Origin of the sequence: Streptomyces sp. BR123 (genome assembly GCF_013401435.1) — a bacterium.
Lineage (GTDB): Bacteria > Actinomycetota > Actinomycetes > Streptomycetales > Streptomycetaceae > Streptomyces.
Genome location: NZ_JACBGN010000220.1, coordinates 1 through 12,012, shown reverse-complemented (window position 1 = coordinate 12,012; position 12,012 = coordinate 1). Strand labels below are relative to the sequence as shown.

Here is a 12,012-nt window from a genome sequence, read left to right as displayed (position 1 = left end):
CCGGTCTCGTGGGCTCGGACTCCGACTGGCCCGTCATGGAGGCCGCCGCCCAGGCGCTCGACGAGTTCGAGATCCCCTACGAGGTCGACGTCGTCTCCGCGCACCGCATGCCCCGCGAGATGGTCGAGTACGGCGAGCGGGCCGCCGACCGCGGCCTGAAGGCGATCATCGCCGGCGCGGGCGGCGCCGCCCACCTGCCCGGCATGCTCGCCTCCGTCACGCCGCTGCCCGTCATCGGCGTGCCCGTCCCGCTGAAGTACCTCGACGGCATGGACTCCCTGCTGTCGATCGTCCAGATGCCCGCCGGGGTCCCCGTCGCCACCGTCTCCGTCGCCGGTGCCCGCAACGCCGGCCTCCTCGCCGTACGGATGCTCGCCGCCCACGACCCCGAGCTGCTCGGCCGGATGCGCGAATTCCAGCAGGAGCTGAACGACCAGGCCACCGAGAAGGGCAAGCGGCTGCGGGCCAAGGTCGCCGGCGCGGAGTCCTTCGGGTTCGGCAAGTGAACGCCGAGGCCGCGGACCGGCTCGCCCAGGCCCGCGCCCTGCTCGCCGAGCACCCCGTCGTCGACGGCCACAACGACCTGCCCTGGGCCCTGCGCCAGCAGGTGCGCTACGACCTGGCGAGCCGCGACCTCGCCCGCGACCAGTCGGGCCACCTGCACACCGACATCCCCCGGCTGCGTGCCGGCGGGGTGGGCGCCCAGTTCTGGTCGGTGTACGTCCGCTCGGACTACACGGGCGACCAGGCGGTCAGCGCCACCCTGGAGCAGATCGACGCCGTCACCCAGCTGATCGACCGTTACCCGGCCGACCTCGTCCCGGCACTGACGGCGGACGACATGGAGGCGGCCCGCGCCGACGGCCGGATCGCCTCCCTCATGGGCGCCGAGGGCGGCCACTCCATCAACAACTCGCTGGCCACCCTGCGCGCCCTGCACCTGTTGGGCGTGCGGTACATGACCCTCACCCACAACGACACCATCGACTGGGCCGATTCGGCGACCGACGAGGCCCGCCACGGAGGCCTGGCGGACTTCGGCCGCGAGGTCGTCCGCGAGATGAACCGCATCGGCATGCTCGTCGACCTCTCGCACGTCGCCGCGACGACGATGCGGGACGCCATCGAGGCCTCCGCCGCGCCGGTGATCTTCTCGCACTCGTCGGCGCGGGCCGTCTGCGACCACCCGCGCAACGTCCCGGACGACGTCCTGGAGCGGCTGCCCGCCAACGGCGGGGTGGCGATGGCCACGTTCGTGCCGAAGTTCATCCTCCCGGCGGCGGTCGAGTGGACCCTCGCCGCCGACGAGAACCTCCGCGCGCACGGCTTCCACCACCTGGACACCACCCCCGGGGCGATGGCCGTTCACCGGGCCTTCGAGGCCGGGCGCCCCCGCCCGGTGGCCACCGCCGCCACGGTGGCCGACCACCTCGACCACATGCGCGAGGTCGCCGGCGTCGACCACATCGGCATCGGCGGCGACTACGACGGAACGGCCTTCACCCCGGCCGGGCTGGAGGACGTCGCCGGCTACCCGAACCTCATCGCCGAACTCCTCCACCGCGGCTGGTCCCGGGCCGACCTGGCCAAGCTGACCTGGTCCAACGCGGTACGGGCGCTGCGCGACGCGGAGGCGGTGTCGCGGGAGCTGTCGGCGTCCCGGGGCCCCTCCAACGCGGTGCTCCACCCGGCGCCGTAACCGCCGCCGGCCGTGGGCGGCCGGGCCGCGGGCGAGCCCGGGCGCGGGCGCCGGGCTGCGGGCGGCCGGGCCGGGGACGTCGGGCTGCGGGCGGCCGGGCCGCGGGCGCGGGGCGGGGGGCGTCGGGCCGCAGGTGGCCGGGCTGCGGGCGAGCCGGGGCGCGGGCGCCGGGCCCTTGGCGGCGGCCTGCCCGGCAGAGCGGCGGCAAGGCTGTCACCTGCGGGTTGACCCGCGGCATACACCCGAACGCCACATCCGCCGGGCGACCGGTGGGCCCGGCGTGTCACGGTGGCAGCCCCTCCCTGCTGCCGCCGAGACCGGAGCGAATCCATGGCCGACCTGCAGGACGAACCGCACGCCGGGAATCCCGCGTACACGCTCGGCACGGCCCTCGCCGGCCCCGGCTCCGTCGGGGCCGAGGACCTGCCCGCCGTGGTGCCCGCCGCCTCCCTCGAACGGGCCGCCGCGCTGCTGTCCGTCCACCCCGTGGCCGACGGGCACAACACCCTCGTCGGGACCCTGCGGCAGAGCCCGTACCACGACATCGACACCGCCGACCCGGGCGTCGACACCGACATCCCCCGGCTGCGCGCCGGCGGGGTCGGCGCCCAGTTCTGGTCGCTGATGATGCCGAGCGAGGCCGCGGCCACCGACCAGGTGGTGTCCGAGACCCTCGAACAGATCGACGCCGCCCGCGCCTTCGTGGGCCGCTACCCCGACAGCCTCTGCCTGGCGCTGACCGCCGACGACATGGCCGACGCCCGCAACCGCGGCCGCATCGCCTCGTTCCTGGGACCCGTACCGGGCCGTACGCTCACCGACTCGCTCGGTGCGCTGCGCGCCTTCCACGCGCTGGGCGTACGGATGCTCGCACCGGCCGGGGCGCCCTGGGCACAGGAGGGCCTGACCGCCTTCGGCCACGAGGTGGTCAGGGAGACGAACCGGCTCGCGATGCTGCTGGACCTGACCGGCTGCCCGCCGGTGGTGGCCCGCCAGGTCGCGGGCGCCTCCAAGGCCCCCGTCATCGTCTCCCACACCGCGGCGGCCGCCCTGAACGACCATCCGGGCAACGTCACCGACGAGGTGCTGCTCGCGCTCCGTGCGGCGGGCGGCCTCGCGATGGTCACCTTCGACTCCGCGCAGACCGGGGACTCCCTGCACGCGGTCGCCGACCACCTGGAGCACCTCCGCGCCGTGGCCGGCCCTCGCTGCGTGGGACTCGGCGCCTCCTTCGGCACCGAGCACGGCACCCCGCGCCCGGCCGGCCTGACCGACCCCTCCGGCTACCCGCGGCTGGTCGCGGAACTCCTGGACCGGGGCTGGCCGGAGTCCGACCTGTCCCTGCTGACCTGGGGCAACGCCCAACGGGTGCTGCGCGACGCGGAGTTCACGGCCCGAGCCGCCCTCCACCGCAAACCGGACTGAGCGGGCTCCCACGCCCCGCAGGGGCGCGGGGACCTGCGCGACCGGCCCCCACCGGGCCACAGACGACCGCCGACCCGTCGGGGCCCCCGCGGAGCGCCCGGCTCAGGCGCGCGGGCGGCCCATGGCGCGGTAGGTCCAGCCGGCCGCCCGCCAGCGGGCCCCGTCCAGCGCGTTGCGCCCGTCGAGGACCAGCCGGTCGGACACGACCGCGCCCAGCTCCACCGGGTCCAGGTCGCGGAACTCGCGCCACTCGGTGAGGTGCAGGACGACGTCCGCCCCGCGGGCCGCCTCCACCGCCGAGTCCGCGTACGCGAGGGTCGGGAAGACGCGGCGGGCGTTGTCCATGCCCTTGGGGTCGTAGACGGTGACCTGCCCGCCCTGGAGGTGGATCTGCCCGGCCACGTTCAGCGCCGGCGAGTCGCGCACGTCGTCGGAGTCCGGCTTGAACGTGGCGCCGAGCACGGCGACCCGCTTGCCGAGGAACGCCCCGCCGACCGCCTCCCGGGCCAGCTCCACCATGTGGCCGCGGCGGCGCATGTTGATGGAGTCGACCTCGCGCAGGAAGGTCAGCGCCTGGTCGGCGCCCAGCTCGCCGGCGCGCGCCATGAACGCCCGGATGTCCTTGGGCAGGCAGCCGCCGCCGAAGCCGATGCCGGCGCGCAGGAACTTCGCGCCGATGCGCTCGTCGTGGCCGATGGCCTCGGCGAGCTTGGCGACGTCGCCGCCGGCGGCCTCGCAGACCTCCGCCATCGCGTTGATGAAGGAGATCTTCGTGGCGAGGAAGGAGTTGGCTGCCGTCTTGACGAGCTCGGCCGTCGGGAAGTCGGTCACCACGAGCGGCGACCCCTCCGCCATCGGTGTCGCGTACACCTCGCGCAGCAGCTTCTCGCCGCGGTCGCCTTGGACGCCGACGACGATCCGGTCCGGGTGCAGGGTGTCCTGGACGGCGAAGCCCTCGCGCAGGAACTCCGGGTTCCAGGCGAGCTCGACCTCGTCGCCGGCCGGGGCCAGCTCCGCCAGCCTGGCGGCGAGCCGCTCCGCCGACCCGACCGGCACGGTGGACTTGCCGACGACGAGCGCCGCCCGGGTCAGCTGCGGGGCCAGCGATTCGACGGCGGAGTCGACGTAGCTCATGTCGCAGGCGTACTCCCCGTGCTTCTGCGGGGTGTTGACGCAGATGAAGTGGACGTCGCCGAACGCGCCGACCTCCTCCCACGACTGCGTGAACCGCAGCCGCCCGGTGGACCCCGGAAGCCCCGCGACGTGCGCGGCGAGCAGCTCCTCCAGCCCGGGCTCGTACATCGGCACCCGCCCGGCCGCCAGCATCTCGATCTTCTCCGGGACCACGTCCAGGCCGAGCACCTCGAAGCCCAGCTCGGCCATCGCCGCGGCGTGCGTGGCGCCGAGGTAGCCGGTGCCGATCACTGTGATCCTGAGGGGGGCCATGGGTGCTCCAGAGGTGCGGGGCCGATTGCGCCAACTGAGCATAGTCGGGCTGATCCGCGGGGACGCTTCCCAGGAGCGCCGTGGAGCCCGCCGGTGCCCTCGGCTGTCATGCAGCTCACGTGCCGCGTGCGTACCGCTGCGAGGACGCCGGACACTAAGATTTGGGTTACTTAACGGTAGTTAGCAATGACTGAGCGCATGCTTCAGCTTGGGGAGTGAGTGATCTTGGCGGGTTCTGCCGACTTCGACCTGTACCGCCCGGCCGAGGAGCACGACATGCTCCGCGAGTCCGTCCGCTCGCTCTGCGAGGCCAAGATCCTCCCGTTCGCCGCGGCGGTCGACGAGGAAGCCCGCTTCCCGCAGGAGGCCCTGGACGCGCTCGTCGCCAACGACCTGCACGCCGTGCACGTCCCCGAGAACTACGGCGGTGCGGGCGCCGACGCCCTCGCCACCGTCATCGTGATCGAGGAGGTGGCCCGCGTCTGCGCGTCCTCCTCCCTGATCCCCGCCGTGAACAAGCTCGGCTCCCTCCCGGTGATCCTCTCCGGCTCCGAGGAGCTCAAGGCCAAGTACCTCACGCCGCTCGCCAAGGGCGACGCGATGTTCTCGTACTGCCTCTCCGAGCCGGACGCCGGCTCGGACGCGGCCGGCATGAAGACCCGCGCGGTCCGCGACGGCGACTCCTACGTCCTCAACGGCGTCAAGCGCTGGATCACCAACGCGGGCGTCTCCGAGTACTACACGGTCATGGCCGTCACCGACCCGGAGAAGCGCTCCAAGGGCATCTCGGCCTTCGTGGTCGAGAAGGGCGACGAGGGCGTCTCCTTCGGCGCCCCGGAGAAGAAGCTCGGCATCAAGGGCTCCCCGACCCGCGAGGTCTACCTCGACAACGTCCGCATCCCCGCCGACCGCATGATCGGCGCGGAGGGCACGGGCTTCGCCACCGCCATGAAGACCCTGGACCACACCCGCATCACCATCGCCGCCCAGGCCCTCGGCATCGCGCAGGGCGCCCTCGACTACGCCAAGGGCTACGTCCAGGAGCGCAAGCAGTTCGGCAAGCCGATCGCCGACTTCCAGGGCGTCCAGTTCATGCTCGCGGACATGGCCATGAAGATCGAGGCCGCCCGCCAGCTGACCTACGCGGCCGCCGCCAAGTCCGAGCGCACCGACTCCGACCTCACGTTCTTCGGCGCCGCGGCCAAGTGCTTCGCCTCCGACGTGGCCATGGAGGTCACCACGGACGCGGTCCAGCTCCTCGGCGGCTACGGCTACACCCGTGACTACCCGGTCGAGCGCATGATGCGCGACGCGAAGATCACGCAGATTTATGAAGGCACGAACCAGGTCCAGCGGATCGTGATGGCGAGGAACCTGCCGTAGCAGGGCTCTCGCAGTCTGCATGAACGCAGCCTGTGTGAACGACAAGGCCCCCGGCTGTTGCCGGGGGCCTTCTGCGCGACCTCAGGGGCCGGCCGGGGGGCTGGGGGAAGCGCCCCAGGGCCTGCAAAACCGGGGTCCTTACACGACAGCGTCCTGATCAATGTGCAGGGCGGTACACGGGAACGGCACGGTTCGGAGAGTCGAGCCAGGCCGCCCGCTCGCCGTCGCCGGTCACGGTCAGCCCGAACCGGTCGAACCCGGGCCGGCCTTGCCGTTCCCACCAGCGGCAGGCGGCTTCCGTCTCGTCCCACAGCTTGCGCGGACCGGACTGGACGCGTGACGCGGGCACCCCTCGGGAACGGCACCGGGCCGTCCCCGCACCTCAGCGGACGGAAACCGTCGCCGCCCGCACGGCCTCGGCGATCTGCTCCACCACGTGGGCTTGCAGCGTCCCGAGATCCACGTAGGGCCTGCCGGTCTGCGTGACGTGCGGCCGGATGCCGTTCCAGGCGGCCTCGGGGAGGCCGAGCGCCGCCAGGGCGGCCCGTAGGGCGTCGGCGGCTTCCGTGGCGCGCGCCCAGCCGTCCCGCCACGTCTGCATGTCGATCAGCGGCCACGCTCCGACCGGGGCACTCGTCGGCGTGCCGGTAGATCACCTCAGGAGAGGCCGAGGTCCGTTCGATGCCACCCCGGCGGACCGGCTCAAGGGGTCCGATGCCGCGCCGGCACGCGGAGCACCGACTGCCCGCCGGCGCGTAGGTCATTATTCCCACCACTGTTCCGCCGCCTGCGCGGTAGCCGCCATCGCGCCCTCCCGGTCGCTTCCGAAGCCGATGGAACGACCGTAGAAACCGGCGACTCGACGGATCCACCTTGTTGCACGTTGTTGCAGGCCGATTACCCGAGCGAGTCGATCGCCCGGCTGATCAACGAGCGTGCGCGGGGGCCGTAGACGGCCATCTCCGCGAGCCGTGTGAACGCGCGCAGGTAGATGTCCACCTCGGTCGGCGTGGTCACGGTGACCTTCGCGGCCAGCAACTCCACGTGGACCCGCTTGTCATCGAACATCGTGAACGTCTCTGGCCCCCACATGACCCGGGGTGCGGACCGGGGGATGATCCCCAGTGAGACAGCGGGATATGACATGGCCGTGAGTAGGGACCCGAGCTGGCCCGCCATCACGGCATCGTCCCCGATTCGGTGCGTCAGGACGTCTTCCTCCACGAGCAGGACGACGCGGTGCAGCCCGTCACGGATGATGTGCGAGCGGTCCACGCGTGCCGCCGCAGCCTCGCTGACATCGTTCGGGAGCTCGCGGAACTCTGCGATCAGCGTCAGCAGGGCGTGAGCGTATCCCTCGGTCTGGAGGAGGCCGGGCATGACCCGGGAGCAGTAGACGCGGAACAGCTTCGTTCGCTGGTAGAGGGGAACGCTGGCCTCTTGGAGTCTGCGCAAGCCGGTGCGCTGAATCCGGCGCCATTCGACGTACATGGAGTCGGCAGAGCGGGAGGCCGCGATCAGGTCGGCCGCTCGTTCGTCGGCGTCACAGGCGGCACACCAGGCGCGGATGTCTGCGTCAGAGGGGGCGGTTTTGCTGGCCTCGATACGGGAGGTCTTCGCCTTGTTCCAATTGCACCGATCAGCCAGCCCTTCCATCGTCAGACCGGCATCCAGGCGAAGTTCCCTGAGCCGCACGGCGACGGATTCGCGGGCGGCCTGGGCGCTGGAGAACGGCGATGACGGCATGGGTTGGCTGACGGATGCTGGGGTGGATCAGACCGTGTAGTCCTCGTGGGGGATGCCGCGCTCCCAGGCGGCTTCGAAGGACACGGCGAACTGCTTCAGGACGGCTGGCTCAGAGGAGAACTGATCCGCGACAAGGGAACCGTTCCCGGCGAAGTGGTGAATCCGGGCCAGACGGTCATCGAACAGCCAGTAGTCGTTGCACGGCAGCACCAAGTCCGAGGCCAGGCGTCGGGGCACCCAGCGGACCCGCTCGCCGGCGGCGAGGTTGGCCCGGGTCATGTAATGCTCCCAACGAATGTATTCGGAAACCGGTTCACTGACGATGCGCACCCGGCGGATGGCGACTCCGCGTGCAACTGCTCCGGCGATCTGGTCGTGGAAGGGCCGCCACCATGAGGAACGGTCATCCCAGCTGATCCGGCTGCCAGCACGCCACGCGGCAAACCGCTCGTTGTCGCCGTAGTCGTCGCGCATCTCCAGGTGGACCGCAGAGCGGACCGTGTCCTGGAGGCACTCAGCGAAGCTCGGCTGCTGAGCGTTCTGCGGCATCGCACGCCTTCCTGATCTGCGGCACCATCCGGGCCGGAATGCGGATCACAGCTTCCGTGTCCGGGATCGGCCCGAAGATGAGGCACTTCTCCTCGGTCGCCTCGTCCGTCTTCCAGCCCTGGAGGACGAGGTCGGCGGTTTTGTCGTCGACCCAGACGGTCGGACAGTGATCCTCGTCGGTGTCGGGGTCCTTGCCGAAGAACATTAGAGACATTGCTACCTCTCCCGCGTCGAGCCTGTTGCGACTTGTTGCACGACCCTCGCGGCCGCTGGCGGGGCCGTCAAGAGGGCCTGCAAGCGTGCGGCGACCGCACGACCGCTGAAGGCGCGGCGTGACCAGGAGAGAGATCCCGGGCATCACGGGTGAAACCTGGGGCAGACCTCCCTCGGTCGGGCGTTCCTCTGCCTGCGCCCGGCCCCGCGACCAGCACAAGCCCGCACGGCAGGCCTCGGGCGGGGCCGGATCGCGATTCGTGGGTCGTGCGGCGGGCGGCGGGCGGGGATGGGTTAGCTTTGGAGCTTCATAGGCCCGGACCGGGTGGGGAGAAGGAATTTGGAAGCGATCCTGCTGGTCGGGGGGCAGGGGACGCGGCTGCGCCCCGTGACGGTGAACACCCCGAAGCCCATGGTGCGGGCGGCCGGGGTGCCGTTCCTCGCACACCAGATAGCCCGGGCGCGGGCCGCCGGCGTCACGCACATCGTGATGGCCACCTGCTACCTCGCCGAGGTCTTCGAGCCGTACTTCGGCGACGGCTCCGACTTCGGCGTGAGCCTTGAGTACGTCGTCGAGGACGAGCCCCTCGGCACCGGCGGAGCCATCCGCAACGCCGCCCGCCGACTGGCCGGCGGACCCGACGACCCGGTCCTCGTCTTCAACGGCGACATCCTCACCGGCCTGGACATCGCCGGCCTCGTCGACGCCCACCGGGCAGCCTCCGCCGACGTCACCCTGCACCTGGTGCAGGTCGAGGACCCGCGCGCGTTCGGCCTGGTCCCCACCGACCCCGACGGACGGGTGCTGGCCTTCACCGAGAAGCCGCAGACCCCCGAGGAGATCATCACCGACCAGGTCAACGCCGGCTGCTACGTCTTCCGGCGCAGCGTGATCGACTCCATCCCGGCCGACCGGCCCGTCTCCGTCGAGCGCGAGACCTTCCCCGGCCTCCTCGCCGGCGGCGCCCTGCTCCACGGCGTCACCGAGAACACGTACTGGCTGGACCTCGGCAAGCCCGAGTCCTTCGTCCGCGCCTCCGCCGACCTCGTCCGCGGCGTCGTGGCCTCGCCCGCCGTGCCGGGACCGCGCGGCGAGTCCCTGGTGCTGCCCGGCGCCCGCGTCGCGCCCGGCGCGACGCTCTCGGGCGGAACCGTCGTCGGCGCCGGGGCCACCATCGAGGCCGGCGCGGTCGTGACCGGGTCCATCGTCCTCGACGACGCCGTCATCGGGCCGGACACGCAGGTCAGCGCCAGTCTGATCGGCGTCGGCGCCACCCTCGGCCCGCGCACCGTGGTCGACGCCGCGGTCGTCGGCGACGGGGCGGTGATCGGCGCGGACAACGAACTGCGGGCCGGGGCCCGCGTCTGGTGCCGCGCCGAGCTTCCCCCCAAGGCGCTCCGCTTCTCCCCGGACAGCTGACCCCCGCCGCCGCGCCGGACCACGCCGACGGCCTCCGCTCCGCAGTCGTGGAGCGGAGGCCGTCGGCGTGGTCCGGCGCGGCGTCCGGTCAGTCGCCGGTGACCGTGACCTTCTCGCCGCTCTGGATCTGCTGGACGATCTGCTTGACCTTCGGCTTGTCCCAGAGCAGGTTCCCGCCGCGCTCGCCCGCGATCGGCATGTTCATCGACGTGCCGTTGCCGCCGCTGATGCCCTTCATCGCGAAGAACATCTCGCCCATGTCCCACAGGGACATGTCCTTGTCCACGATCAGCGTGTCCAGGCCCGCACCCAGCACCGGGTACAGCTTGAACGGGTTGAGGACGGTCCCCGGGGTGGCCGCCTGGCTCGCCAGGGCCGCCAGGAACTTCTGCTGGTTCTTCGTCCGGGCCAGGTCAGACTCGGCGAACGCGTACCGGGTACGGACGAAGGCCAGGGCCTGCTCGCCGTTGAGGGTCTGCTCGCCGGCCTTGAAGTCGGCGCCGGACTTCTCGTCCTTGAAGCCCTTCTCGATGTTCATGTCGACGCCGCCGAGCGCGTCGACGATGTTCGCGAAGCCCGCGAAGCCGATCTCGGCGTAGTGGTCGATGCGCAGGCCGGTGTTGTGCTCCACCGTGCGGACCAGCAGCTCCGGACCGTCCATCGCGTAGGCGGCGTTCAGCTTGGTGCGGCCGGCGGAGGGCCGGGTCTTGCCGGACTCCGAGCCGACGAACTTCGGGATCTCCACGTCCGAGTCGCGGGGCAGCGAGATCATGGTGTTCCCGCCGGAGCAGGCGGCCAGGATCATCATCGAGTCGGTGCGCTTGCCCTCGGCGGAGCCGGTGTGGAGCTTCTTCTTCTCCTCGTCGGACATGCCCTCGCGGCTGTCGGAGCCGACGATCAGGTACGTCGTGCAGTCGTCGTCCTTCGGGCGCTCGATGACCTTGGCGAGGTCCACCTCGCGGCGCACCTTGGAGTCGGCCCAGAAGTAGGTGCCGACGGTGGTGACCAGCAGGGCCGTGCCCAGGACGATCGAGCCGATCTTGATGCGCCGGCGCCAGTCCGGGGCGGCACCCGGACCGCCTCCGCCCGGCCGGGCCGACGGCGGCTGCCCCGGCCCACCGGGACCGCCGGGCCCGCCCGGACCCTGCGGGCTGCGCTGCGGCGTGCCGTAGACCTGGCCGGTGTTGTAGCCGCTGTCGTAGCCGTACGGGTCCTGGTCGGGGGACTGCTGCTGCGGCACCCCGTACGCGGGCGCGCCCGGCCGGACCGGCCGGGCGGCCGGGGGCTGCGGGGCCCGCTGGGGCTGCTGGGGCACTCCCGGCCCGCGGCGCTGGACATGCGGCATCCGCCGGGCGCCCTCCGGCTGTGCGTGCGCGCTGCCGCGCCCATACCCGTCCTCGCGGCTGTCACCGCGCCCATCCGGCCACTCGTTCATGCCGCATAGGATGCCCGGTCGCGGGAGGTGGGCGACAGTCCGGTCCGTGCTTCGTGCCGGTGCTGTTGCACAGCTGATGCATCCAGGTCGGCCTTAAGGTGGCGGTATGACACAGATACCGGGCGTGACGGCGGGCGACCTGCAGGGAAAGCCCACCTCGGCCTCGCGGACCACCCTCAGCCACATCATGACCGCCAACGACACCAATCTCCTGGGTACGGTGCACGGCGGCGTGATCATGAAACTCGTCGACGACGCGGCGGGCGCCGTCGCCGGCCGCCACTCGGGCGGCGCGGCCGTGACCGCGTCGATGGACGAGATGGCGTTCCTCGCCCCGGTCCGCGTGGGTGACCTGGTTCACGTCAAGGCGCAGGTCAACTGGACCGGCCGGTCGTCGATGGAGATCGGCGTACGGGTCCTGGCCGAGCGGTGGAACGAGTCCACCCCCGCCACCCAGGTCGGCAGCGCCTACCTCGTCTTCACGGCCGTGGACGCCGAGGGCAAGCCGCGCACCGTCCCGCCCGTGGAACCGGAGACCGACCGGGACAAGCGGCGCTACCAGGAGGCCCAGATCCGCCGCACGCACCGGCTCGCCCGGCGCCGGGCGATCATGGCGCTGCGCGAGGAGCGGGCCGCCCAGGGCCTCGACGACTGACGCGCCGACCGGCCGGCCGGCTGGAGCGCCCGCCGCCCGCC

12 protein-coding genes and 1 pseudogene are annotated in these 12,012 nt (G+C 72.0%); 6 read left to right on the top strand and 7 right to left on the bottom strand.

All coding sequences use genetic code 11. The features are described 5' to 3' along the window. The first annotated feature begins 8 nt into the window (after nucleotides 1–8). From purE to HYE82_RS26910, 3 genes are all read left to right on the top strand, one after another. Nucleotides 9–506: a 5-(carboxyamino)imidazole ribonucleotide mutase gene (gene purE, locus HYE82_RS26920; RefSeq protein WP_179176757.1), complete on the top strand. Its 498-nt coding sequence runs from the start codon at nucleotides 9–11 to the stop codon at nucleotides 504–506. Beyond that, nucleotides 503–1,699 (top strand): dipeptidase, encoded by a 1,197-nt coding sequence (locus tag HYE82_RS26915; protein ID WP_179176755.1) that lies wholly within the window; start codon nucleotides 503–505, stop codon nucleotides 1,697–1,699. Before purE ends, HYE82_RS26915 begins: the two co-directional genes overlap by 4 nt. A gap of 330 nt (nucleotides 1,700–2,029) precedes the next feature. Beyond that, a complete protein-coding gene (locus tag HYE82_RS26910) occupies nucleotides 2,030–3,124 on the top strand; it encodes a membrane dipeptidase (RefSeq protein WP_179176754.1) in 1,095 nt (364 codons plus the stop codon). A gap of 102 nt (nucleotides 3,125–3,226) precedes the next feature. Here HYE82_RS26910 and HYE82_RS26905 read toward each other — a convergent pair whose 3' ends face one another. Next, the gene (locus HYE82_RS26905) at nucleotides 3,227–4,570 is read right to left on the bottom strand and encodes a UDP-glucose/GDP-mannose dehydrogenase family protein (RefSeq protein ID WP_179176753.1); all 1,344 of its coding nucleotides are present in this window, start codon (nucleotides 4,568–4,570) and stop codon (nucleotides 3,227–3,229) included. A gap of 225 nt (nucleotides 4,571–4,795) precedes the next feature. Between HYE82_RS26905 and HYE82_RS26900 the strand changes: the two genes are divergently transcribed. Beyond that, nucleotides 4,796–5,953: an acyl-CoA dehydrogenase gene (locus HYE82_RS26900; protein WP_179176752.1), complete on the top strand. Its 1,158-nt coding sequence runs from the start codon at nucleotides 4,796–4,798 to the stop codon at nucleotides 5,951–5,953. Nucleotides 5,954–6,110: 157 nt separating this feature from the next. On the opposite strand, the pseudogene HYE82_RS38470 reads toward HYE82_RS26900, so the two are convergent. The 5 genes and pseudogenes from HYE82_RS38470 to HYE82_RS26880 form a co-directional block, all read right to left on the bottom strand. Further along, nucleotides 6,111–6,284: pseudogene (locus tag HYE82_RS38470) on the bottom strand (protein-L-isoaspartate(D-aspartate) O-methyltransferase); the annotation flags it as partial. Nucleotides 6,285–6,335: 51 nt separating this feature from the next. Continuing rightward, the gene (locus HYE82_RS26895; RefSeq protein ID WP_218783102.1) at nucleotides 6,336–6,554 is read right to left on the bottom strand and encodes a hypothetical protein; all 219 of its coding nucleotides are present in this window, start codon (nucleotides 6,552–6,554) and stop codon (nucleotides 6,336–6,338) included. Nucleotides 6,555–6,850: 296 nt separating this feature from the next. Then, nucleotides 6,851–7,699, bottom strand: a complete 849-nt coding sequence (locus tag HYE82_RS26890; protein ID WP_179176751.1) for a helix-turn-helix transcriptional regulator — start codon at nucleotides 7,697–7,699, stop codon at nucleotides 6,851–6,853. Nucleotides 7,700–7,726: 27 nt separating this feature from the next. Further along, nucleotides 7,727–8,248 carry a DUF6879 family protein gene (locus HYE82_RS26885; RefSeq protein ID WP_179176750.1) on the bottom strand — a complete coding sequence of 174 codons (522 nt, stop codon included), beginning with the start codon at nucleotides 8,246–8,248 and terminating at the stop codon, nucleotides 7,727–7,729. After that, complete coding sequence (locus HYE82_RS26880; protein ID WP_179176749.1) at nucleotides 8,214–8,462, bottom strand: hypothetical protein; 249 nt, start codon at nucleotides 8,460–8,462, stop codon at nucleotides 8,214–8,216. The genes HYE82_RS26885 and HYE82_RS26880 overlap by 35 nt, the downstream gene beginning before the upstream one ends. 339 nt (nucleotides 8,463–8,801) lie before the next feature. On the opposite strand from HYE82_RS26880, the gene HYE82_RS26875 reads away from it, so the two are divergent. Further along, nucleotides 8,802–9,881 carry an NDP-sugar synthase gene (locus HYE82_RS26875; protein WP_179176748.1) on the top strand — a complete coding sequence of 360 codons (1,080 nt, stop codon included), beginning with the start codon at nucleotides 8,802–8,804 and terminating at the stop codon, nucleotides 9,879–9,881. Nucleotides 9,882–9,969: 88 nt separating this feature from the next. Here HYE82_RS26875 and HYE82_RS26870 read toward each other — a convergent pair whose 3' ends face one another. Further along, nucleotides 9,970–11,316: an LCP family protein gene (locus HYE82_RS26870; RefSeq protein ID WP_179176747.1), complete on the bottom strand. Its 1,347-nt coding sequence runs from the start codon at nucleotides 11,314–11,316 to the stop codon at nucleotides 9,970–9,972. Between the two features lie 106 nt (nucleotides 11,317–11,422). On the opposite strand from HYE82_RS26870, the gene HYE82_RS26865 reads away from it, so the two are divergent. Next, the gene (locus HYE82_RS26865) at nucleotides 11,423–11,971 is read left to right on the top strand and encodes an acyl-CoA thioesterase (RefSeq protein ID WP_179176746.1); all 549 of its coding nucleotides are present in this window, start codon (nucleotides 11,423–11,425) and stop codon (nucleotides 11,969–11,971) included. The last annotated feature ends 41 nt before the right edge of the window (nucleotides 11,972–12,012 follow it).